At 64.2% G+C, this 20566-nt stretch carries 20 protein-coding genes; 14 read left to right on the top strand and 6 right to left on the bottom strand.

Features of this window, described 5'->3' with window-relative positions:
• Nucleotides 1-51: 51 nt before the first annotated feature.
• Nucleotides 52-828 carry an NAD(P)H-dependent oxidoreductase gene (locus AC3D25_RS24420; RefSeq protein ID WP_488891042.1) on the top strand — a complete coding sequence of 259 codons (777 nt, stop codon included), beginning with the start codon at nucleotides 52-54 and terminating at the stop codon, nucleotides 826-828.
• A gap of 29 nt (nucleotides 829-857) precedes the next feature.
• Here the strand turns inward: AC3D25_RS24420 and AC3D25_RS24415 are convergent, their stop codons facing one another.
• Entirely contained in the window at nucleotides 858-1562 is a 705-nt protein-coding gene (locus AC3D25_RS24415; protein ID WP_488891041.1) for a FadR/GntR family transcriptional regulator, read from the bottom strand.
• Between the two features lie 199 nt (nucleotides 1563-1761).
• Nucleotides 1762-3345 (bottom strand): aldehyde dehydrogenase (NADP(+)), encoded by a 1584-nt coding sequence (locus AC3D25_RS24410; protein ID WP_488891040.1) that lies wholly within the window; start codon nucleotides 3343-3345, stop codon nucleotides 1762-1764.
• 222 nt (nucleotides 3346-3567) lie between these two features.
• Between AC3D25_RS24410 and garL the strand changes: the two genes are divergently transcribed.
• The 4 genes from garL (at nucleotide 3568) to AC3D25_RS24390 (ending at nucleotide 8086) form a co-directional block, all read left to right on the top strand.
• A complete protein-coding gene (garL, locus tag AC3D25_RS24405; protein ID WP_488891039.1) occupies nucleotides 3568-4362 on the top strand; it encodes a 2-dehydro-3-deoxyglucarate aldolase in 795 nt (264 codons plus the stop codon).
• A gap of 17 nt (nucleotides 4363-4379) precedes the next feature.
• Nucleotides 4380-5303, top strand: coding sequence for a 2-hydroxy-3-oxopropionate reductase (locus tag AC3D25_RS24400; RefSeq protein ID WP_488891075.1), 924 nt, complete (start codon nucleotides 4380-4382; stop codon nucleotides 5301-5303).
• A 262-nt stretch (nucleotides 5304-5565) separates the two neighbouring features.
• Nucleotides 5566-6915 carry a glucarate dehydratase gene (gene gudD, locus AC3D25_RS24395; RefSeq protein WP_488891038.1) on the top strand — a complete coding sequence of 450 codons (1350 nt, stop codon included), beginning with the start codon at nucleotides 5566-5568 and terminating at the stop codon, nucleotides 6913-6915.
• Nucleotides 6916-7147: 232 nt separating this feature from the next.
• Nucleotides 7148-8086: a histone deacetylase family protein gene (locus tag AC3D25_RS24390; RefSeq protein ID WP_488891037.1), complete on the top strand. Its 939-nt coding sequence runs from the start codon at nucleotides 7148-7150 to the stop codon at nucleotides 8084-8086.
• Between the two features lie 16 nt (nucleotides 8087-8102).
• Here AC3D25_RS24390 and AC3D25_RS24385 read toward each other — a convergent pair whose 3' ends face one another.
• Entirely contained in the window at nucleotides 8103-8549 is a 447-nt protein-coding gene (locus AC3D25_RS24385; RefSeq protein WP_488891036.1) for a MarR family winged helix-turn-helix transcriptional regulator, read from the bottom strand.
• 155 nt (nucleotides 8550-8704) lie between these two features.
• Between AC3D25_RS24385 and AC3D25_RS24380 the strand changes: the two genes are divergently transcribed.
• The gene (locus AC3D25_RS24380) at nucleotides 8705-9463 is read left to right on the top strand and encodes a siderophore-interacting protein (RefSeq protein WP_488891035.1); all 759 of its coding nucleotides are present in this window, start codon (nucleotides 8705-8707) and stop codon (nucleotides 9461-9463) included.
• Here AC3D25_RS24380 and AC3D25_RS24375 read toward each other — a convergent pair.
• Entirely contained in the window at nucleotides 9460-10032 is a 573-nt protein-coding gene (locus tag AC3D25_RS24375; RefSeq protein ID WP_488891034.1) for a chromate transporter, read from the bottom strand. The genes AC3D25_RS24380 and AC3D25_RS24375 overlap by 4 nt on opposite strands.
• A 4-nt stretch (nucleotides 10033-10036) precedes the next feature.
• Complete coding sequence (locus AC3D25_RS24370; protein WP_488891033.1) at nucleotides 10037-10603, bottom strand: chromate transporter; 567 nt, start codon at nucleotides 10601-10603, stop codon at nucleotides 10037-10039.
• Between the two features lie 152 nt (nucleotides 10604-10755).
• Here AC3D25_RS24370 and AC3D25_RS24365 point away from each other — a divergent pair, with 152 nt between their 5' ends.
• The 7 genes from AC3D25_RS24365 to AC3D25_RS24335 all read left to right on the top strand — a co-directional run bounded on the left by AC3D25_RS24365 (nucleotide 10756) and on the right by AC3D25_RS24335 (nucleotide 16602).
• Complete coding sequence (locus tag AC3D25_RS24365) at nucleotides 10756-11091, top strand: DUF2322 family protein (protein WP_488891032.1); 336 nt, start codon at nucleotides 10756-10758, stop codon at nucleotides 11089-11091.
• A gap of 226 nt (nucleotides 11092-11317) precedes the next feature.
• Nucleotides 11318-12337, top strand: coding sequence for an AAA family ATPase (locus AC3D25_RS24360; RefSeq protein WP_488891031.1), 1020 nt, complete (start codon nucleotides 11318-11320; stop codon nucleotides 12335-12337).
• A 12-nt stretch (nucleotides 12338-12349) separates the two neighbouring features.
• Nucleotides 12350-13231, top strand: a complete 882-nt coding sequence (locus AC3D25_RS24355; protein ID WP_488891030.1) for a DUF58 domain-containing protein — start codon at nucleotides 12350-12352, stop codon at nucleotides 13229-13231.
• Nucleotides 13228-14127 carry a calcium incorporation protein MxaA gene (locus AC3D25_RS24350; RefSeq protein ID WP_488891029.1) on the top strand — a complete coding sequence of 300 codons (900 nt, stop codon included), beginning with the start codon at nucleotides 13228-13230 and terminating at the stop codon, nucleotides 14125-14127. The genes AC3D25_RS24355 and AC3D25_RS24350 overlap by 4 nt, the downstream gene beginning before the upstream one ends.
• Nucleotides 14124-15122 (top strand): vWA domain-containing protein, encoded by a 999-nt coding sequence (locus tag AC3D25_RS24345; protein WP_488891028.1) that lies wholly within the window; start codon nucleotides 14124-14126, stop codon nucleotides 15120-15122. Before AC3D25_RS24350 ends, AC3D25_RS24345 begins: the two co-directional genes overlap by 4 nt.
• Nucleotides 15119-15676: an MxaK protein gene (locus AC3D25_RS24340; RefSeq protein WP_488891027.1), complete on the top strand. Its 558-nt coding sequence runs from the start codon at nucleotides 15119-15121 to the stop codon at nucleotides 15674-15676. The genes AC3D25_RS24345 and AC3D25_RS24340 overlap by 4 nt, the downstream gene beginning before the upstream one ends.
• On the top strand, nucleotides 15673-16602 hold the full coding sequence (locus AC3D25_RS24335; RefSeq protein ID WP_488891026.1) for a vWA domain-containing protein: 930 nt from the start codon (nucleotides 15673-15675) through the stop codon (nucleotides 16600-16602). Before AC3D25_RS24340 ends, AC3D25_RS24335 begins: the two co-directional genes overlap by 4 nt.
• Nucleotides 16603-16674: 72 nt before the next feature.
• Here AC3D25_RS24335 and AC3D25_RS24330 read toward each other — a convergent pair whose 3' ends face one another.
• Nucleotides 16675-17475, bottom strand: coding sequence for a DUF4410 domain-containing protein (locus AC3D25_RS24330; protein WP_488891025.1), 801 nt, complete (start codon nucleotides 17473-17475; stop codon nucleotides 16675-16677).
• Nucleotides 17476-18029: 554 nt separating this feature from the next.
• Here AC3D25_RS24330 and AC3D25_RS24325 point away from each other — a divergent pair.
• A complete protein-coding gene (locus AC3D25_RS24325) occupies nucleotides 18030-20387 on the top strand; it encodes a two-partner secretion domain-containing protein (RefSeq protein WP_488891024.1) in 2358 nt (785 codons plus the stop codon).
• Nucleotides 20388-20566 lie beyond the last annotated feature (179 nt).

Genomic DNA, 20566 nt, shown 5'->3' with positions numbered 1-20566 from the left:
ATATACCGGAGCGCGGCCTAATCTGGTCTCATCTGCTAACGGAGTCCAGTCATGAATGTCCTGATCGTCTATGCCCATCCCGAACCGAAGTCGCTTAACGGCGCGCTCAGGGACTTTGCCGTCAAGCGCCTCGAAGATGCGGGCCATGTCGTGCAGGTTTCGGATTTGTACGCGATGAAGTGGAAGGCGCCGCTCGATGCCGGCGACACGCTGGAGCGCCAGTCCGAAGCCCGCTTCGATCCCGCGCGCGACTCGCGCCATGCGTTCGACAACGATCTGCAAAGCCCCGACATCGCGCTCGAACAGGAGAAACTGCGCTGGGCGGATACGGTGATTCTGCAATTTCCGTTGTGGTGGTTTTCGATGCCCGCGATTCTCAAGGGCTGGGTGGAGCGCGTGTATGCGAACGGTTTCGCGTATGGCGTCGGCGAACATTCGGACGCGCGTTGGGGCGAGCGCTACGGGGAGGGCGCGATGACAGGCAAGCGCGCGATGCTGATCGTCACGACGGGCGGCTGGGAGTCGCACTACGCCGCGCGGGGCATCAATGGTCCGATGGACGACATTCTGTTCCCCATCCAGCACGGCATTCTGTATTACCCGGGGTTCGACGTGTTGCCGCCGGTCGTGATTCATCGGACAAGCCGGATCGACGAAGCGCGGTTTTCAACCATTCGCGATACGCTCGGCCAGCGTCTGGACGATCTCGCTAAAACCCAGCCGATTGCTTTCCGACCGCAAAACGCGGGCGCTTACGAGATTCCGGCGCTCACGCTGCGCGCCGATATCGCGCCAGAACTGTCCGGCTTTGCAGCGCACATCGCGTAAAAAACGCCGCGCGACGCAGCAGCAAAAGACTAAGCGACGGTCGATTCGTGCGCGCGGCGCAGTCGCTCGCGGCTGTTGCTGAGGTGCATCCGCATGGCGGCGCGCGCATCGTCGGCGTCCTGGCGCACGATTGCCTGATACACCAGCCGATGCTCGTTCAGCACGCTGCGCAGCCGTTCGATCTGATCGAGTTCGGCAATGGCCGCCTGGCCGAGCCGCGTCCGTGGACTGATTCCGCGGCCCATCTGGCTCAGGACGTCGAAAAAGTACCGGTTGCCGCTCGCCTGCGCAATCTGCATGTGAAATTCGACATCGTGCGCGAGCACGTCCGTGCTGCCGCGCGCCAGTTCCGCTTCGAAATGGTCGAGCGTCGCCTCGATGCGCTTCAGATGCTGGTCGGAGCGGCGCGTGGCGGCGAGCGCGGCGGCGGCGGCTTCCAGGTCGATCCGAAACTCGATCACCGCCATGACGTCGAGCATGTTCGAGAGGTCGGCGGTCGGCAGGTGCATGTCCTCCGCCTTCTCCGGCGCGAGGATGAACGTGCCGATGCCGTGCCGCGTCTCGACGATCCGCGCGGCCTGCAGGCGTGAAATCGCCTCGCGGACGACCGAGCGGCTGACCGACAATTGCTTCATCAGCGCGACTTCGGTGGGAATTCGGTCGCCGGGCCGGAGCAGGCCGCGCTGGATATCGCCGGAGAGCGTAACGACGACTTTGTCAGTAAGAGCGCTCATCGGAATTATGTTTTGCCACGGTAAAAAGGGTGGTCGGACGTGTGACCGTCGCGCATTCGGCTTGGGTCGAAGGTCGTCCGACAAGCCCATGTTAGTGAATGCGCCTGCTTAGTCAAGAACGTCCGCGCGCGACGCCCATAAAAAAAGCGGTCAATCGAATTGACCGCTTTTCCTGAATGTCGAACGTCAGCGGAAAAAATCAGCCGCGAACGATCTCGCCATCGCGACGCCGCCACAAATCGAGCGGATTGTTATCGAGCAGCGCCTCGGGCAGAAGTTCGGCCGGGAAGTCCTGATAGCAGACCGGGCGCAGGAAACGCTCGATCGACGTCGTGCCGACCGACGTCACGCGGCTGTCCGCCGTCGCCGGGAACGGACCGCCGTGAACCATCGCGTGCGACACCTCGACGCCGGTCGGGAAGCCGTTCACCAGAATCCGGCCGGCCTTGCGTTCGAGGATCGGCACGAGCTTCTTCGCCGTGCCGACGTCGTCGCGATCCATCTGAAGCGTCGCCGTGAGTTGCCCGACGAAATGCTCCGCGACGACCGCAAGTTCGTTCGCGTCCTTGCAGCGGATCACGGTCGATGCCGGGCCGAACACTTCGTCTTCCAGTTCGGCCTTGGCGAGGAACGTCGCGGCGTCGGTGACGAAGAGCGCCGCGCACGCCTGCGTCGGACCCGTTGCCGCCTGGCCGTGCGCGACCGGCTCGACGCCCTCGGTCGCCGCGAGCGTTTGCTCGCCTTGCTGATACGCCGAGTGAATGCCCGAGGTGAGCATCGTCTGCGCCGGTTTTGCGCTGAGCGCGGCGGCGGAAGTTTCGATGAACGCCTTCAGTTCCGGACCGTCGATACCGATCGCGAGACCCGGGTTCGTGCAAAACTGGCCCGCGCCGAGCACGAGCGAATCGACGAAACCGCGCGCGATCGACTCGCCGCGTGCCGCCAGCGCAGCGGGCAACAGGAACACCGGGTTGATGCTGCTCATTTCCGCGTAGACCGGAATCGGTTCTGGGCGGCGCGCGGCGACCTGCATCAGCGACGTTCCGCCCGCGCGCGATCCGGTGAAACCGACCGCCTTGATGGCCGGATGCGACACGAGCGCTTCACCCACCACGCGCCCCGCGCCGACGATCAGCGAAAACACGCCTTCCGGCAGATCCATGTCGCGAGCGGCTTGCTGGATCACGCGTCCGACCATTTCCGACGTGCCGAGATGCGCGCTATGCGCCTTGACGACGACCGGGCAACCGGCCGCGAGCGCCGCGGCGGTATCGCCGCCGGCAACCGAAAACGCCAGCGGAAAGTTGCTTGCGCCAAACACGGCGACCGGGCCGAGCGCGATCTTCTGCATGCGCAGGTCGGAGCGGGGCAGGGGCTTGCGCTCCGGCAGCGGCGAATCGAGCGTGGCGTCGAGCCACTGGCCCGCGCGCACGACTTGCGCGAACAGCTTGAGCTGGCCGGTCGTTCTGCCGCGCTCGCCTTCGAGACGCGCTTTCGGCAAGCCGGATTCTTCGCTGGCGCGCTGGATCAGCGCGTCGCCCAGCGCCAGAATGCCATCGGCGATACGTTCCAGGAATTCCGCGCGGACCGACAACGGAAGACGGCGATACGGGTCGAATGCTTTTTGGGCGAGTTCGCAGGCCGCCGCGACGTTCGCGGTCGTGCCGCTGCCGAACACCGGAGCGCCGATATCTTCGCCCGTGGACGGGTTGAAGGCGCGCAACGGCTTGTCGCCGCCACGGACGGCCGAGCGGCCGATCAACATTTCGCCGGTGATGTGCATGGAGTCTCCGAGGGTTGAATTGATATCAGTCATCGTATAACATCGACGAAACGTTATCAAGTCACTCGGCCTTTTGTTGTAGGGCATTTCAGGGTGATTCGGGTTTACTCCCCTGTTGTATGTCGTCAGTTTAACGCGTACTCTTCATTAAGACGTCCGACAACATGTTGGCTTTCAAGGACGCGGCATTCCACCCTAGATTGCTTATCTTCCGGAGACGACATGACATCATCAGCGCCGTATCAACCTCTTCCCAACGCGTTTCGGCAGGCTGTCCGCAACGGCGACCGGATGATCGGTTGCTGGGCTTCCCTCGCAAGTCCGATCACAACCGAGTTGCTGGGCGTGTGCGGCTTCGACTGGATGTTGCTGGACGCCGAGCACGCGCCGAACGACGTCCTCACGCTGATTCCGCAATTGATGGCGCTGAAGGACAGTCCCACCGCGCCGATGGTGCGGCCGCCCGCGAACGAAAGCGTGGTCATCAAGCGTCTGCTCGACGCGGGTTTTTTCAACTTCCTGATTCCCTTCGTCGATAGCGCCGACGATGCGCAGCGCGCCGTCGCGGCCACGCGTTATCCGCCGCTTGGCATTCGCGGCGTGTCGGTCGGCACGCGCGCGAACCGCTACGGCACGGTGCCGGATTATCTCAAGGTGGCGAACGATAATATCTGCGTGGTGGTGCAGATCGAAAGCCGCGCCGCCGTCGATGCAATCGACGAAATCACGGCCGTGGATGGCGTGGACGCCGTGTTCGTCGGACCGTCCGATCTCGCGGCGAATTTCGGCCATATGGGCGATGCGAGTCATCCGGAAGTGCAGGAAGCGATCGCGCATATTTTTGCGCGCGTGAAGGCGGGGGGCAAGCCGAGCGGCATTCTTGCGCCGGTCCAGCAAGACGCCGAGCGTTATCTGGAAATGGGTAGCACACTGGTCGCGGTGTGCGCCGACATGGGCCTTCTGCGAAACGCCGCGCAAGGCGTGCGGAAACATTTCATTCAAGGCCAGGCGGCCTGACGCGCTGGCCGGACACCCTGAACACTGAATTCTCTCGGAGCAAGAACATGCAAAAAGCAGGCTTTATCGGACTCGGCATCATGGGCAAGCCCATGGCCGCGAATCTTCGCAAGAACGGTGTCGAACTCGCCGCCTTCACCCGAAGCGGCGTGCCCGCCGAGCTGACGGAAGCCGGTGTCGTCGCGTGCGACAGTCCCGCTGCGGTCGCCACCGCGGCCGATGTCATTTTTATCATGGTGCCGGATACGCCCGACGTCGAACGTGTGCTGTTCGGCGAGAACGGCGTAGCGGAAAGCTTGCGCGCGGGCCAGGTAGTCGTGGACATGAGCTCCATCTCGCCGATGGCGACGCGCGACTTCGCGGCGCGCGTTCGCGAACGCGGCGCGGAATATCTCGATGCGCCGGTGTCGGGCGGCGAGGTCGGCGCGAAAGCCGGATCGCTGACGATCATGGTGGGTGGATCGCAGGCGACCTTCGACGCCGTCAAGCCGCTGTTCGACATGATGGGCAAGAACATTTCGCTGATCGGCGAAGTCGGCGCGGGACAGGTCTGCAAGGTGGCGAATCAGGTGATCGTCGCGGCGACCATCGAAGCGGTCGGCGAGGCGCTGTTGCTGGCGTCGAAGGCGGGCGTCGATGCCGAAAAAGTACGCACGGCGCTGATGGGCGGCTTCGCGTCGTCGCGGATTTTGGAAGTGCACGGCGAGCGCATGACGAAGCGCACGTTCAACCCGGGGTTCCGGATCGAATTGCATCAGAAGGATTTGAATCTGGCGCTGACGACGGCGCAGGCGCTCGGCGTTTCGCTGCCCAACACGGCGACGTGTCAGGCGCTGTTCAACGCCTGCGCGGCGCACGGCGGCGCCGCGTGGGATCACTCGGGGATGGTGCGCGCGCTCGAAATCCTGGCGAATCACGAGATCGGCCAGACGCCGAAGTGAGTTGGCGTTGAACGTGGTTGAGGACAGGCCCGCTTGCGGGCCTGTCTGCGTTTACGGTCTTGGACGATTTTAGTTGTCCGATGTCTTAATTCAATGCGGCAAGTACGCTCCCAAATGCGTGATTCGTCGGTTCCGCCTTATGCTTAAAGGCCAAGGCTCGACAGGGTAAACGCTTCGTTGAAAAAATTCCGGTCAGAAAGTACAGTGTCGTCAGACAACGTAACTCATTCGAACGGCCTTTTCACTAGTCAGGCACCAGACCATGTCCACGAACACGATTCAACCGAACGCCACGCCGACCCTCACCGAACTGCGCGTCGTGCCCGTCGCCGGACGCGACAGCATGCTGATGAACCTGAGCGGCGCGCACGGACCGTTCTTCACACGCAACGTCGTGATCCTGCGCGACAGCGCGGGCAATATGGGCGTCGGCGAAGTGCCGGGCGGCGAGGCGATCCGCAAGACTATCGACGACGCGCGTTCGCTCGTCGTCGGGCAATCCATCGGCAATTTGCAGGCCGTGCTCAACCGGGCGCGCACGCAGTTCGCCGATCGCGACGCGGGCGGCCGCGGCCTGCAAACGTTCGACCTGCGGACCACGATCCACGCCGTGACGGCGCTCGAAGCCGCGTTGCTCGATTTGCTCGGCCAGCATCTCGGCGTACCGGTCGCGGCGCTGCTCGGCGAAGGCCAGCAACGCGACGAAGTCGAGATGCTCGGCTATCTGTTCTATATCGGCGATCGCAACAAAACCGACCTGCCGTATGCCGACGGCGCGGACGGGCGCGACGATTGGGAACGCCTGCGCACCGAAGAGGCGATGACGCCGGAAGCTGTCGTGCGGCTTGCGGAGGCCGCGCAGGCGCGCTACGGTTTCAACGATTTCAAGCTCAAGGGCGGCGTGCTCACGGGCGACGCGGAAATCGAAGCGGTCACGGCGCTCGCCGAGCGCTTTCCGAACGCCCGCGTGACGCTCGATCCGAACGGCGCGTGGTCGCTCGCCGAAGCGGTCCGGCTGTGCCGCGATCAGCACGACGTGCTCGCCTACGCGGAAGACCCGTGCGGCGCGGAGAACGGTTACTCGGGCCGAGAAGTCATGGCCGAGTTCCGGCGCGCGACCGGTTTGCCGACGGCGACCAACATGATCGCGACGGACTGGCGTCAACTGGGACACGCCATTCAGTTGCAGTCGGTGGATATTCCGCTCGCCGATCCGCACTTCTGGACCATGCAGGGTTCCGTGCGCGTCGCGCAGATGTGTCACGAATGGGGCCTCACGTGGGGCTCGCATTCGAACAATCACTTCGACATTTCGCTCGCGATGTTCACGCAGGTCGCCGCTGCCGCGCCGGGCAAGATCACGGCCATCGACACGCACTGGATCTGGCAGGATGGTCAGCATCTGACGCGCAATCCGCTGCAGATTACCGGCGGCAAGGTCAAGGTGCCGCAGCAGGCGGGGCTGGGCGTCGAACTGGATATGGACGCGCTGGACAAGGCGCACGCGCTCTATCAGCAGCACGGCCTCGGCGCGCGCGACGACGGCGTGGCGATGCAATACCTGATCCCCAACTGGACCTTCGATAACAAGCGTCCGTGTCTGGTTCGCTGATCGCTTCGTTTAAGAACAAACGCGCGCATCCATAACGGCAAGCCTATGGTGCGTTAAATAAATTCTAATTATCGCGAAGGCATCCGCAACCTTAAGCTTGGCGCGACGCCGTATTCCGTTCCGGACGGCGCATACAAACGCCACGACCGTTCGCGCGCACTGGCAGCGATGCCTGCAAATCGCGCAATGGATCAAGGGAGACGATGCCGGTCGTGGCGCGCATCGGCCAACCATGACCACTACGCTTGTCTATTCGCACGCCGCTTGCATGGAGCATCGTCCGGGGCCGGGGCATCCTGAATCGCCCGAGCGGTTGGTCGCCGTGTTGCGGGCGTTGCGAGCGGAGGAGTTTTCCTCGCTGGAATGGCGCGACGCGCCGTCGGGTACGCTCGACCAGCTCTATCTGATTCACGACCGCGATTTCGTCGATGAGGTCGCGGATCTCGCGCCGAAGCAAGGCTACATGCCGCTCGACGCGGGCGATACCGTGATGTCGGCGGGATCGTGGGAAGCGGTGATGCGTTGCGTCGGCGCGGCGTGCGCGGGCGTCGATGCGGTGATGAGCGCTGAGGCGCGCAACGTGTTCTGCGCCACGCGGCCATGCGGCCACCACGCCGAGCCGAATCGCGCGATGGGCTTTTGCATCTTCAATCAGGCCGCGATCGCCGCGGCTTACGCGTATGAAGTCCACAAGCTGGAACGCGTCGCCGTGGTCGATTTCGATGTCCATCACGGCAACGGCACGCAGGCCGCGTTTTTCGCGCGGCCCGAATTGTTCTACGCATCGAGCCATCAGTCGCCGTTGTATCCCGGAACCGGCGCGCAGTCCGAGACCGGCGTGAGCCACAACATCGTGAACGTTCCGTTGCCGCGCGGCTGCGATTCGGCGCTTTTCCGCGCGCGCATCGAGAACGGCATGTTGCCGGCGCTGCGCGAGTTCAACCCGCAACTCATCGTGATTTCAGCGGGTTTCGACGCGCATCGGCTTGATCCCCTCGCGGGCCTGAACCTCGAAGACGACGACTTTCACTGGATCACGCGCGAACTGATGCAAATCGCCGATGAAACCTGCGATGGACGCATCGTCTCCATCCTCGAAGGCGGCTACAGTCTGGACGGACTGGCGACTGGATCGGCGGCTCATTTGCGGGCGCTGATGAGCGCGGGGTGAGGCATTGCGGCGCTGATTAACGGCCGCCTTCCTCATCGCCGAGATTCGCCTTGATGGCGCGCAAAAGCGCCGCGAGTTGCTGTTGCTCCGTCGCACTCAGACCCGCGACCGCCTTCTTCGACAGACGCCTGGCCTGCTGCCGCAACGCTTGCTGCACGCTCGCGCCGCTCGCGGTGAGCGACAGTCGCACGCTGCGCCGGTCGGTTTCGTCGGCTTCGGCGTCGAGCAGGCCACGCTCGCGCAAACCCTTGATCAGCCGCGCGAGTTGCGCCTTGTCGCGCCCGCTGTATTGCGCCAGATCGCTCTGGGTCGCGCCTGGATGCGCCGCGAAATAGCCGAGCACCTTGCCGTCCATGTGCGTGATGTCATGCGGCCCGTCACGCAGAAAGCGATACTGCAGCGAGCGGTATTCGTGCATGACCGAATGCACCAATTCGAGGATGTCGTCCGGCTGATCTTTCATGGCAGGCAGTGGCGTTTCGGGAAATATGACAGTATCAAGCATCCGGCGCTGAAAGTCATGTCGAGAGGACGATCCGGCACGAAATATCAGGTAGTTGACAATGTCATTCTATTCGCCTAATCTCGATGATAATGTCAAACATTCGGGATGAACAGATGAATATGCAAACGCAATCGCAAACGCAAAAAACCGGCAGCCGTGTCCAGCGCGTGCGCCACGAACTCAAGCGCCGCGATCTCCAAGTGGTCCGGGTCGAAAACGTCACGCCGAATTTTCGTAGCGTAACTTTCGCGGGCGAATCGCTGAACGATTTCAGGAGCGATTCCTTCGACGATCACGTCAAGCTGTTCCTGCAATCCGCCGATGGCGAGCAGGTCATGCGCGATTACACGCCGCGCCGGTACGACGCAGCGGCGCGCGAATTAACGATCGAATTTTCGCTGCACGGCGATGGCTTTGCGGCGCAATGGGCCGCTCATGCTCAACCGGGCCAGCACGCGACAATAGGCGGCCCGCGCGGCTCGTTCATCGTGCCGACGGACTTTGACTGGCACTTGCTTATCGGCGATGAAACGGCGCTGCCGGCCATTACGCGTCGCCTGGAAGAGTTACCTTCCGGCACGCTCGCGATGGCGTTGATTCAAGTGGACGACGCCGCCGACCGTCGCGTGTTCAAGAGCCAATCGACGTTCAATGTGACGTGGGCAAGCGGCGCGGATGAACTGCTCGCGGCCGTGCGCGAACTGCACTTGCCTTCAGGCGACGGCTACGCGTGGTGCGCCGCCGAGGCCAGCGTGGCCGCGAACGTGCGACGCATTCTGGTCGAAGAGAAGGGCCACGACCGACACGCGATTCGTGCAGCGTCGTACTGGAAACGCGGCGCGAGCGCGCATCATGAGAATCTCGACGACTAATCCGTCAGATGCACTTGAGGCATATGAGGCAGGTTGATTCCTGCCTCGTAGAATCCGAGCAGCAGCAAAGCGCCGCACAGTAGAAGCAAAAGCGGATTGATGCGTGTATTGAGCAACACCGCCATCGATGCAAGCGCGATGGCTTTCGCAGCAATTCCGCCGTCGATCGTTCCGAGCAAGACCCAGCCCGCCGCGAGAATCATCCCTGCCGCGACCGGACGGAGTCCGCGTTCGAGCGCGAGTTGCCACGCGGCGCCTTCATAGCGTGCCCATATGTGCGTGATCGCGTAGATCAGGAAGCCGGTCGGCGCGAGCAGCGCAAGCGTCGCCACGACCGCGCCCCAGAAGCCCGCGATCTGCCAGCCGATCAACGTGGCGAGCAACGATCCGGGGCCGGGCGCCATGCGCGAAATCGCGAAATCGACGGCGAATTGAGAATGCGTCAGCCATCCATGGACGTCCACGACTTGCCGCTGGATATCGGCGATGATCGCCTGTCCGCCGCCGATGGTCACGAGCGACAATGGCGCAAAGACGGCGGCGATTTGCCAGAGAATACGTGTTGGCATCGCGTCAGGCCTTGCGCAGTTTGAGATATTCGTAGAGCACGCTAAGGCCGCCGGCGATCAACACGACCCACACCAACGGCAGGCGCAACACGCCGATAGCGACGAACGTGCCGCACATGAAGAGCAGCGGCAACACCGCGCGCCGGACGCGGCGCGCGGTCGTCACGCCCATCGACAACGACAGGCCGGTCGCCGCGGCGGCCGCACCGGCAAGCAGGACATGGACGTCCGGATATCGAAGCAGATGGATCAACGCGGTGCCCAGCACGATAATAAAAATAGCGGGCGGAACGATGATGCCCGCGACAGCGACGAGCGCCCCGCGCCAGCCGAGCAAACGATGGCCGATCCAGATCGCCATGTTCTTGACGTTGATGCCCGGCAGCGCTTGTGAAAGCGCAAGGCCGTTAAGGAAGTCGTCTTCGCTGATCCACTTGCGGTCCTGGACGAATTCGCGCAGCAGCCAGCCGCTCAGGCCACCGCCGAAACTCGTCAATCCGATCCGGCTGAAAATGAGAAACAGTGCAAGCGGCGAGGGCTTGTCGGGTGCGTCTGCGGTGCTGTTGGACATTTGAGTTATCGGGCAAGTTGCTGTCCGGTAGCTTAACGGAAACGCGTCATGCGCTGTTAGCGGCTTGCCGGACTACGCAATGCGATCGGATAAAATGCCGCCCACCCAAGGCCGCTTTTGCGGCCAGTTCACGACCCAACGGAGTGCTTTCAGTGATTCAGCCAAGCAACGTATTCAAGGACAATCTCGCCCAGCTTCCCGCCATCGAAGGGATCGAGCGGATAGAACTGCGCGATGGACGCGACGCCGTTGTCGCATCGATTGAAAATCAGCCGGGCAAGCAAGGCTCGGTCGCGGTGTATCACTATCTTCGCCAAGCATTCGGCGCGCTAGATCGCGACGCGGCCGAGCATGGCCTCAAGGTGTTCGCCGAGCACACCGCCGACGCGCGTAACCGACCGGGCGCGCACCCGAACGTGGACCGCTTGCTGGCGATCGCGGCGGGCGCGGAGGCGTTGCGTATCGACGTCGTAACCAAAGCCGCATAGCAATCCTCTGACGATCCTGCGCCGCGTTCCAGATTGTCACCCGCGCACTTTGCGATGGTTACGTGACACAGTGTGTTCCAGCTTACCGCGCGTCACCATCGGTTGCTTCAAGAACGCTTCGTGGCATGCCTCTTGCCTTTGAATCGCCCCGAGGCGTGGCGTCGTGGCTGGACCCGGCGGCCCGCTTCGAACCGTCAGGCGACCAACGTGCGACCGGAGAAGCCAGATGCTGTCTGAAGAAGCGTTGCAGGACTGGCGCAGCAACGCGCTGCAACTGGAAGGGGCGATCGGGCAAGCGATTATCGGGCAGCAGGAGGTCACGCGGCTGATTACAGTCGCGCTATTCGCGCGCGGCCACGTGCTGCTCGAAGGCGATGTCGGCGTCGGCAAGACCACGCTGCTGCGCGCGTTCGCACGGGCTATCGGCGGGGAGTTCGAGCGGGTCGAAGGCACCATCGACCTGATGCCGGGCGATCTGATCTATCACACCTACGTCGATGCCGACGGCGCGCCGCGTATCGATCCCGGTCCGCTTCTGCGTCACGGCGAACGCCTGACAACCTTCTTCTTCAACGAGATCAACCGCGCCCGTCCGCAAGTGCAATCGCTGTTGTTGCGGGCGATGGCCGAGCGTTCCGTGTCCGCGTTCAACCGCGACTATCATTTTCCGCACATGACCGTGTTCGCGGATCGCAACAAGGTCGAGAAGGAAGAGACCTTCGAGCTTGCATCGGCTGCGCGCGATCGCTTCATGTTCGAACTGAACATGCCGACGCCCGATGCTCTTGCCATCCGCAGCCGCCTCGTCTTCGATCCGCATTTTCACGACGTCGATTCGGTTCTCGAAGACGTGCCGGCGGGCATGTTCGAATGGCGCGAACTCAATTCGGTGGCGGCATCGATCCAGCGCAGCGTGCACGCCAGCGAGACCATCGAAAAGTATGTGCTGCAACTCTGGGAAGCGACTGAACGGCCCGCGCAATTCGGTATCCGGCTCGACGATGTCGATATCGAGCGCCTCGTGCTCGCGGGCGCAAGTCCGCGCGGCATGAGCGCGCTGGTGCGGGCAGCGCGCGTGGTCGCGTGGCTCGCGGGCCGCACGCATCTGATTCCCGAGGACATTCACGTTGTGCTGCCGGCCGCGCTCGGCCATCGCGTGTTCTTCACGCCGATCTACGAACTGCGTCGCGCGGAACTGGCCGACGCGCTCGTCGAGGCGATCACGCTGCGCGTCGCCGCGCCCTGACGCGACCGCGCGATGAGTCCCGGCCACGAGTTCCATTACCGGATGCCGATGCAGGTGCACGGCTACCGTCCCGGCTCGCATCACGGTTCGAGCATCGGCGGCGGACAGGCGTTCGCCGCCCACGCGCGTCTCTTCGATCATCCTGATCCCCGTCGTCTCGACCTGCGCGCGAGCCTGCGCCACGTCGGTCACGAGTGGCTCGTGCGGCTCGCGCGGCAACGCACGGCGGTCACCGTGCATGCGGTGGTGGACGTGTCGGCGTCGATGACATTCGGCTCGGTCCGCTCCAAGCTCGACATTGCCGGTGACTTCGTCGATTCGCTCGGACGCAGCGCGTTTCGCGTGGGCGATCCGGTCGGCATGCTCGCGTTCGATACCGCGTTGCGCGACGACCTGATGATGCCGCCGCGCCATCATCGCGGCGCGGGCGCTGCAATGCACGCGCTATTGCGCGAAGGCGACAGGCTGACGGCGCGGCGTGAAGGCAAGAACAACGGCAACGGCGCGGCGGGATTGCGGCGCGCGGCAGAACGGCTTGCGGGACGCGAAGGGCTGGTGTTCGTCGTATCGGATTTTCACTGGCCGCTCGACACCTTGCGCGCGACGTTCGAACTGTTTGCGCCTGCGCTGATCGTGCCGATCGTCGTGTGGGATGTGGCCGAACTCGAAGCGCCTTCGAAAAACGCGCTGCTGATGGTGCGCGACGCGGAATCGCACGAGCGGCGCGCGTTATGGATGCGTCCGGCGCTGCGCGCTCAATGGCGCGACGCGGTGGCGGACCGGCGCGCGCAGATCGAAACGTTGTGCCGCGCGCACGGCGTTCGTCCGTTTTATCTGAGCGGCGCGTTCGATCCGGAAGCGCTCTCGCGATACTTCCTGGAGTTCGTCGGATGACGCCCCGGCAACGTGTCCTCATCGCGTGGTCGATTGGCTGCGTTCTGCTCGCGGCATCGGGCGTGGCTGATGCGCAGCCGGGCGTCGTGGCGACCGTCGTCGAGCCGCGCGGTTTCGGCTATGTGCTCGGCGATGTGATGACGCAACGCATCGAACTGCGCGCGAACGGCCATCCATTCGATCCCGCCGCGCTGCCGCCGATCGAACGTACCGGCGCGTGGCTGACGCGGCGCGCGGCGTCGGTGGAAACGGACAGCGGCGGCGCACGCTGGCTGGTGCTGGAATATCAGGTCATCAACGCGCCGCAGACGCTGACCGCGATCGCGCTGCCGGAACTGACGCTCGCGAGCCGTAATAGCGGCGAGGCCTCGCTCGTAGTCGTCGCGTGGCCGCTGAGCGTCGCACCGTTGACGCCGAAGCGCGCGTTCGCAGAAGGCGCGTTGCGCGACGTGCAGCCGGACCGCCAACCCGCGCCGCTCGGCATCGCGCCGTTGCGCCGCGGCTTGAGCATGGCGCTCGCGGCGCTTGCACTCGTGGCTTGCGCGTGGCTCGCGTGGTGGCTGTGGCGCAATCATCGCGATGCCGACGCGTTGCCGTTCGCGCGAGCCTGCCGCGCGCTGGAACGCATCGATCCGGCGAAGGTCGATCACGATCCCGACGCCTGGCGGCACGTGCATCGCGCGCTCAACGACACAGCCGGCCAGGCGCTGCACGCGGGAACACTCGGCGCGCTGTTCATCCGCGCGCCGTATCTCGCGCCGCTGCGGGAGCGGCTCGAACGCTTCTACGCGCACTCGGGCGAGCGCTTTTTCGCGCTTAAACCGACGCAGGAAGTGTATCGGCTGCTCGATCTGTGCCGCGTGCTGCGCCGCGCGGAAAGGCGTGATCGACGATGACCCTGCCCTTCGCGTTTTCTTCCCCCTCGATGCTGACCTTGCTGCCGCTCGCGCTGTTGCCGCTCCTGCCCGGACGCCGCGACACGCTGACGTTTTCGCACGTCGCGTGGCTGCCGCGCGACCGGCTCGGCGCTGCGGCCAGCGTCGCGCTGCGCGTGCTCGCCGTGGCGACGATGCTCCTGATTGTGATCGGACTCGCCGATCCGCATCGCGCAGAACGGGCAGTGACACGGGTCGCGCGCGGCGCGGAGATCATGGTGCTGATGGACCGGAGTTCAAGCATGGACGCCTCCGTGCCGCCGCGCAGCGTGATCGCGGCGGGCGCGATGGCGGGCGGCGTGCCGAAGAACGAAGCGGCGCGCGACGTGCTCACGCGCTTCATCGACAAGCGCAATAACGACCGCCTCGGCTTCATGATGTTCGGTGCGAGCCCGTTGCTCGTCGTGCCGCTTACACGCGACAAGCAGGCGATCACGAGCGCGATCGCGAGCACAGGCATTGGCCGTGGCATGCCGGATACGCGGCTCGATCGCGGCCTGCTCGCGGCCATCGGGCAGTTCGAGCGGCGCGACTACAACGGCAATCGCGTGATCGTGCTGGTGTCCGACGGCGGCGCACGGCTCGACGCGCCGATGCGCGCGCGGATCGCGGCGGGCCTCGCGCGCGAGCGCATCACCGTGTACTTCATCTATTTGCGCAGCAGCGCGAACAGCACGGACCTGACGGCGATCACGCCAGCGGATGAATCGTCGGAGGAAGTGGAACTGCATCGCTATTTTCAGTCGCTGAAGACGCCGTATCGGCTGTATCAGACCGACGATCCCGATGCGATGACCGCTGCGATGGCGGAGATCGACGCGCAGCAGAATTTCCCGGTGTCGTATCCCGAGCGCGTCCCGGCGACGAGCCGCAGCACGCTATGTTTCGCCGTCGCGCTTGCCGGATGCGCTTTGCTGCTCGTGCTGCGCGCCGGTGTGATGCGGAGCTGGACATGAGACGGCGCACCGTCCACGCGGCTTTTGCATCGCTCGCGCTCTGCTGCGCGGCGTGGGCCGCCTATCAGGGCTGGTCGCTCGTGACGGCCGCGCGGAGCAACGCCGCCGTGCTCCAGGCGATGACCACGAAGCCCGGCACGATGGCCGGGCAGACGACTCAGTCCGCGCGCGTGCAACTGGCGCGGGCCGTCGCGTTATCGAAGGCGGGCGAGCGCGACGCGGCGGCGAAGCTGTACAACGGCTTGATCGACCGCGCGAATCTCGATGAACTCGGGCGCACCGCGATGTTCGATCTCGCGAACATGTATCTGCGTGAGGCGCTCGCGGCGGGCGCGGGTAATCCGGCGGCGTCGGCGCCGCTTATCGAGCTGGCGAAGAATCGTTATCGCGACGTGCTGCGCGCGAAGCCCGACGACTGGGACGCGCGCTATAACCTCGAACGCGCGCTCTGGCTGCAACCGGAAAGCGCGCAAGCCTTCGACGACGGCCGCGAGCCGGCGGAATTCAGTCGTCCCGTCAAAGTGCCGGGCGTGGTGCTCGGAGACTTGCCGTGACGCGTGACGGAAGGGCGAGCGCGGGCGGGCGGCGCGGCTTCGCGTACCGGCAGTGGGCGCTCGCCGCCGCGCTTTTCATGCTGGCCGCCGCGATATGGATGCCGGGCATTCGCCTCACGCGCGACCGCTTCGACTACGTCGTCACCTTCGACATCACGCAAAGCATGAATGTCGAGGACGTGACGCTTGACGGCGTACGCACGAGCCGGCTCGCGTATGCGCGCGCGGCGATGCGCGACGCGCTGCGGCGCATGCCGTGCGGATCGCGGATCGGCTGGAGCGTGTTCACGGACGGGCGCGCGCTGTTGCTGCTGGAGCCGCTCGAAGTGTGCGGCCACTACGACGCGCTGGTGAGTTCGCTCGACGGGATCGACGGCGGGATGCGCTGGGCGAACGCGAGCCGTATCGCTAACGGTGGTCTGTATTCGGCGATCCGCCAGACGAAGCAGTTGGGTGGCCGCGTCGCGATGGTGTTCGTCACCGACGGGCAAGAAGCGCCACCGCGTCCGCTCTCCGATACCTCGATGCCCGGCATCACGGCGGGCGAGGTGCGCGGCTGGCTGATCGGCGTTGGCGGCGATCAGCCCGAGCCGATTCCGAAGACGGACAGCGAGGGACATCCAGCCGGATTCTGGCTCGCGAGCGAAGTCGTGCAGGCGAGTGCGATGTCGTCGGCGCAACACGGCGCAGTGAGTCACGAGGAATTGTCGCAGTTGCGCGACGTGTATCTGCACACGTTGTCCGGCCAGACCGGGCTCGACTATCGAACGCTTTCGAAGCCCGCCGCGCTCGGCGATGCGCTGCTCGATCCGCGCTTCGCGCAGCGCGTGCCGGTGAGTGTCGATCTGCGCTGGTGCGCGGCGCTCGCCGCTTTAATGATGCTCGCGGTGGTGTTCGCGCCCGATCTGCGCGCGGCGCGCAAGTGACGCGCAAGTGACGCGCAAGTAACGCGCAAGTAACGCGCAAGTAACGCGCAAGTAACGCGCGGCGCGGCGCGTTCAGCTCTTGACGCTGCTCGCCGGCATCCATCCTTGCGCGACTGCCGCTTCTGCGATCTGCTTTGCGATCGAGTCGCCGAGCCGCTTCGCATCCGCCGATACCCCGGCGCGCTTCGCATCCGACGCACCGTGCAATCCGCCGCCCAGCGCCGCCGATGTCGCCACGTGTCCCACGGCCGCGCCGACGCCCGCTGTTTCCGCGACGCCGGGCATCTTGCCGCTGTCGGCGGTGGCGTCGAAACGCTGCGCCACTTGCGGCGTGCCGCCCGCCGGTTTGTAAAGCACCTGCACCGACGACCCGACTTCGCTCTTACCCGCGCCCAGTCCGATGAGCGTGCGGCGACGCCGGCTGCCCGCGTCGATCGTATCGATCTTGCCGGTCACCATCAGCACGTTCTGGTTCGCGGGCGGCGGCGTCGCGGCATCGGCCAGCGTCGCGCGCAGACCCATCGCCTGCAATTGCTGCACGATTTCGGTTGCCACTTCCTCGCGAACTTCGGCGGCGTCGGCGGATTGCTGGTCGGCGGCGGACGTGCCCGTCAAGCGCGTCTTCATCTTCTGCATCGTGCCGGTATCGAGCTGGACTTCGTTTGCCGCGCTGTCGAATGCGTACACGTAGATCACGTCCGGCCGCGCCTGTGCTTGCGCCTGCGGGGCCGAATATTCGCCGGAGATCGTGGCCGCGTCGGCGCAACCGGGAAGCAACATTGAAGCACCGAACATTGCGGTTGCGGCCATGCGGCGCAGCGTCTTGCCGCTGTTATAACGAACACCATTCTTGAAACCGAACGAAGCAAACATGTCTACCCTTTACCGACACAACCCGTGTCGCCAGCATCATTAAACGTATCGTCGGATGATTCTCGATACACCTTGGCTGGGGCCGTTTCGTTCGTGCTCCAGCAACAGAAGCGAGTATGAGCGAGCGGTTTCGCGGGCGCCATTCAACAATTATTTCGCGGTATGTCATGGGTTCGACGGCATAAAAGCGCTCAAAACCGGGATATAAAAAAAGGGCGCGATTTAGACGAAAAGTCCTCGATTGGATAGCTCCCTTTTAAACCGTGGGCCGGCGGCGTATATCAAAAATTTCTATGGCCGTGTCAGAAAATTTATTCGTGTTGGTTTTGAATCACGGCATTGAATGAGCGCGCCGATTATTTTCGAAGGCTCCGTTCGAGTATCGGTATATCTATCTATTGATTACGGGTTTGTTGTGAAAATGCTTTAACCCTGTATGAATTTTGAAATGCGTCTGGAAAGTAAAACCTGCTCTGCTACACTCGCCCCCAACGGTAATTTCGATAATAACTACAGAAACAATTACGGGGAAAAACCGCGCACCGGAGGAATACATGCGGCATTTCGATTACCGTCTCGCGAGCGTCACATCGCTTGGCTTTACCGTCGTTCGCTTCCAGGCTTTCAAGCTTAGGCCGCTACCGGTATTCGTTGCTTTATCCATGGGCATTCACGCCGCCAGCGTGAACGCAGCCCCGCCTTTGCCGCAGAACGGCCAGTTCGTCGGCGGGGCGGGCACCATCAAGTCCAATGGCGCAAACCTCGACATCACGCAGTCGAGTTCACGCGGCATCATCGACTGGAACAGCTTTTCCATCGGCGCGGGGCGTACCGTGTCGATTAATAACGGCTCTGGGGCGACGCTGAATCGCGTTACAGGGAAAACCATCTCCACCATCAACGGGAATCTGAAGTCGACGGGCAGCGTCTACCTGATCAATCCGCAAGGCGTGGTCGTCGGCGCGAGCGGCGTGATTACGACGGGCGGGCGTTTTGTCGCGTCGTCGCTCGACGTGGACAACGACACGTTCATGCAGGATTTCGGCTTCCTGACGTTCAGCGGCCCGTCCACGAGCGCGGTCATCAATCTCGGCAAGATCAGCTCGACCGGCGGCGACGTGTTCCTCGTCGGCGGCAAGGACGTCGTCAATGCCGGCACCATTTCGGCGCCGAATGGCACGGCCGAACTCGCGAGCGGCAGCCAGGTGCTGCTGGTCGATTATTCGGGCGGACGCCAGTTGACCGTGCAACTCGGCAGCGGCGGCAAAGTGCTGAACGCGGGCACCGTGCGGGCCGCGCAGATCGGCCTGCAGACCGTGGACGGCAACGTCTACGCGCTCGCCGGCAAGAACAGCGCACTGCGCGCGACCGGCACCGACACGCGCGACGGCCACGTGTGGCTCGTGGCGAACGGCGGCACGGCCGATGTGCGCGGCGCGGCGATCGCGGCGACGAATGCGGACGGCAACGGCGGCACGGTCGAAATGACCGGCAGTACGCTGAAGGTGGACGGCGCGAAGGTAAGCGCCGCCGAGTGGGACCTCACCGCGCCGGCGTTCACCATCGATCGCGCAACTGCGAACACGCTCGCGAGCAATCTGTCGAGCGGCACGTCGGTCGCAGTGAACGCGACCGGCGCAAATGGCGCGACAGGCGATATCGGCGTGCAGTCGGACATACGCTGGAAGGGCGCTTCGTCGCTCGCGCTGAACGCCTACCATTCGGTCGCGCTCGCGCAGCGCACGACGCTCGCCAACACGGGCACGGGCAACCTGACGCTGCGCGCCGACGCGAACGCGCTCGACAACGGCGGCAGCGTGACGAACAACGGTGCGATCGACTGGTGCGCGAGCACGGGCATCGTATCGGCGCTGTACGACATGAGCGGCACCTACAAGCCGGGCACGATCCGCTCGAATACGAAGTGGAGCGCGGCGCCGTTCAGCGGGCTCGTCACGCAGGTGACCGGCTACCAGCTTGTCAATACGGTCGCGGACCTGAACGCCGTCAACAAGAACCTCGGCGGCACCTATGCGCTCGGCACGACCATCGATCTCGGCGGCACGCTGAACAACGTGCCCGCGATCGGCAGCGCGGCGCATCCGTTCACCGGCCAGTTCGACGGCATGGGGCATCTGCTCAGCAGCCTGAATACCGACACCGGGCTTTTTTCGGTGATCGGCAAGACGGGCGTCGTGCGGAACTTCGATCTCGTGGGCAGCACGGCGACTTCGTCGAGCGGTCCGGTCGGGTTGCTCGCGGCCGAGAACGATGGCCGCGTTGTCCTGGTGGGCACGACGGGCCGGGTCGTCATGACGGCGGATCCGGGCACGTCGATCGGCGGTCTCGTCGGCGTGAATCGCGGCTCGATCGAACGTTCGTGGAGCGGCGCGGCAACGTCCGGTCAGGGCGAGATGGGCGGACTGGTCGGCGAAAACGACGGCAGCATCGTGCAGTCGTACTCGCTCGGCTACCTGAGTGGCGGCACGCATAGCCAGGTCGGCGGACTCGCCGGTGTGAATCGCGGCACGATCGCGCAGTCGTATTCCTCCAACACGGTGAACGGCGCGAACGTGCTCGGCGGGCTTGCCGGCACGAACAGCGGCGCCATCTCGCAATCGTTCACGAAGGCCACCCTGGTGCCGACGGGCACGACGGCGAAGGTTCCGGGCGCTATTGCAGGCACGAATACCGGCACCATTGCAGCGGATGTCTACTGGAACGCCGATACTTCCGGCGCACTCGCGGGAGTGGGCAGCGGCAAAGCGGCGCCCGTTTCGAGCCGGATGACGACCGTGCAGATGGCGAGTCCGGCAAACTACGGCCCGAGCTGGGACTTCACGGCGAAAGGCGCGTGGGCGTTCCCGTCGGACGCGAGCGTGCCGGTGCTTCGCTGGCTTAACGGGTCGTAGTTAACGGGTCGTGAGTTAATCGGTCGTGAGTTAATAGGCCGTGGGTCAACGGTTCGAACGTCACGATGTACGCGGGGCCGCAAATCGGATTTGCGGCCCTTTTTTTGTCCACTCGATGCAACCTTCCGGCCGCGGCCGATTTCCCGCGGATCGCTTTGCCCGTGGGATGCCGCGTCGAC

The sequence above is a fragment of the Caballeronia sp. SL1002 genome, assembly GCF_057814995.1.
The sequence above is the reverse complement of the archived record's forward strand: the minus strand, read 5'-3'. Positions and strand labels throughout refer to the sequence as shown.

Coding starts and splice junctions, on each gene's coding strand:
- AC3D25_RS24420 (WP_488891042.1), top strand. CDS start 52: ATGAATGTCCTGATCGTCTATGCCCATCCCGAACCGAAGTCGCTTAAC.
- AC3D25_RS24415 (WP_488891041.1), bottom strand. CDS start 1,562: ATGAGCGCTCTTACTGACAAAGTCGTCGTTACGCTCTCCGGCGATATC.
- AC3D25_RS24410 (WP_488891040.1), bottom strand. CDS start 3,345: ATGCACATCACCGGCGAAATGTTGATCGGCCGCTCGGCCGTCCGTGGC.
- garL (WP_488891039.1), top strand. CDS start 3,568: ATGACATCATCAGCGCCGTATCAACCTCTTCCCAACGCGTTTCGGCAG.
- gudD (WP_488891038.1), top strand. CDS start 5,566: ATGTCCACGAACACGATTCAACCGAACGCCACGCCGACCCTCACCGAA.
- AC3D25_RS24390 (WP_488891037.1), top strand. CDS start 7,148: ATGACCACTACGCTTGTCTATTCGCACGCCGCTTGCATGGAGCATCGT.
- AC3D25_RS24385 (WP_488891036.1), bottom strand. CDS start 8,549: ATGAAAGATCAGCCGGACGACATCCTCGAATTGGTGCATTCGGTCATG.
- AC3D25_RS24380 (WP_488891035.1), top strand. CDS start 8,705: ATGAATATGCAAACGCAATCGCAAACGCAAAAAACCGGCAGCCGTGTC.
- AC3D25_RS24375 (WP_488891034.1), bottom strand. CDS start 10,032: ATGCCAACACGTATTCTCTGGCAAATCGCCGCCGTCTTTGCGCCATTG.
- AC3D25_RS24370 (WP_488891033.1), bottom strand. CDS start 10,603: ATGTCCAACAGCACCGCAGACGCACCCGACAAGCCCTCGCCGCTTGCA.
- AC3D25_RS24360 (WP_488891031.1), top strand. CDS start 11,318: ATGCTGTCTGAAGAAGCGTTGCAGGACTGGCGCAGCAACGCGCTGCAA.
- AC3D25_RS24355 (WP_488891030.1), top strand. CDS start 12,350: ATGAGTCCCGGCCACGAGTTCCATTACCGGATGCCGATGCAGGTGCAC.
- AC3D25_RS24350 (WP_488891029.1), top strand. CDS start 13,228: ATGACGCCCCGGCAACGTGTCCTCATCGCGTGGTCGATTGGCTGCGTT.
- AC3D25_RS24345 (WP_488891028.1), top strand. CDS start 14,124: ATGACCCTGCCCTTCGCGTTTTCTTCCCCCTCGATGCTGACCTTGCTG.
- AC3D25_RS24340 (WP_488891027.1), top strand. CDS start 15,119: ATGAGACGGCGCACCGTCCACGCGGCTTTTGCATCGCTCGCGCTCTGC.
- AC3D25_RS24330 (WP_488891025.1), bottom strand. CDS start 17,475: ATGTTTGCTTCGTTCGGTTTCAAGAATGGTGTTCGTTATAACAGCGGC.
- AC3D25_RS24325 (WP_488891024.1), top strand. CDS start 18,030: ATGCGGCATTTCGATTACCGTCTCGCGAGCGTCACATCGCTTGGCTTT.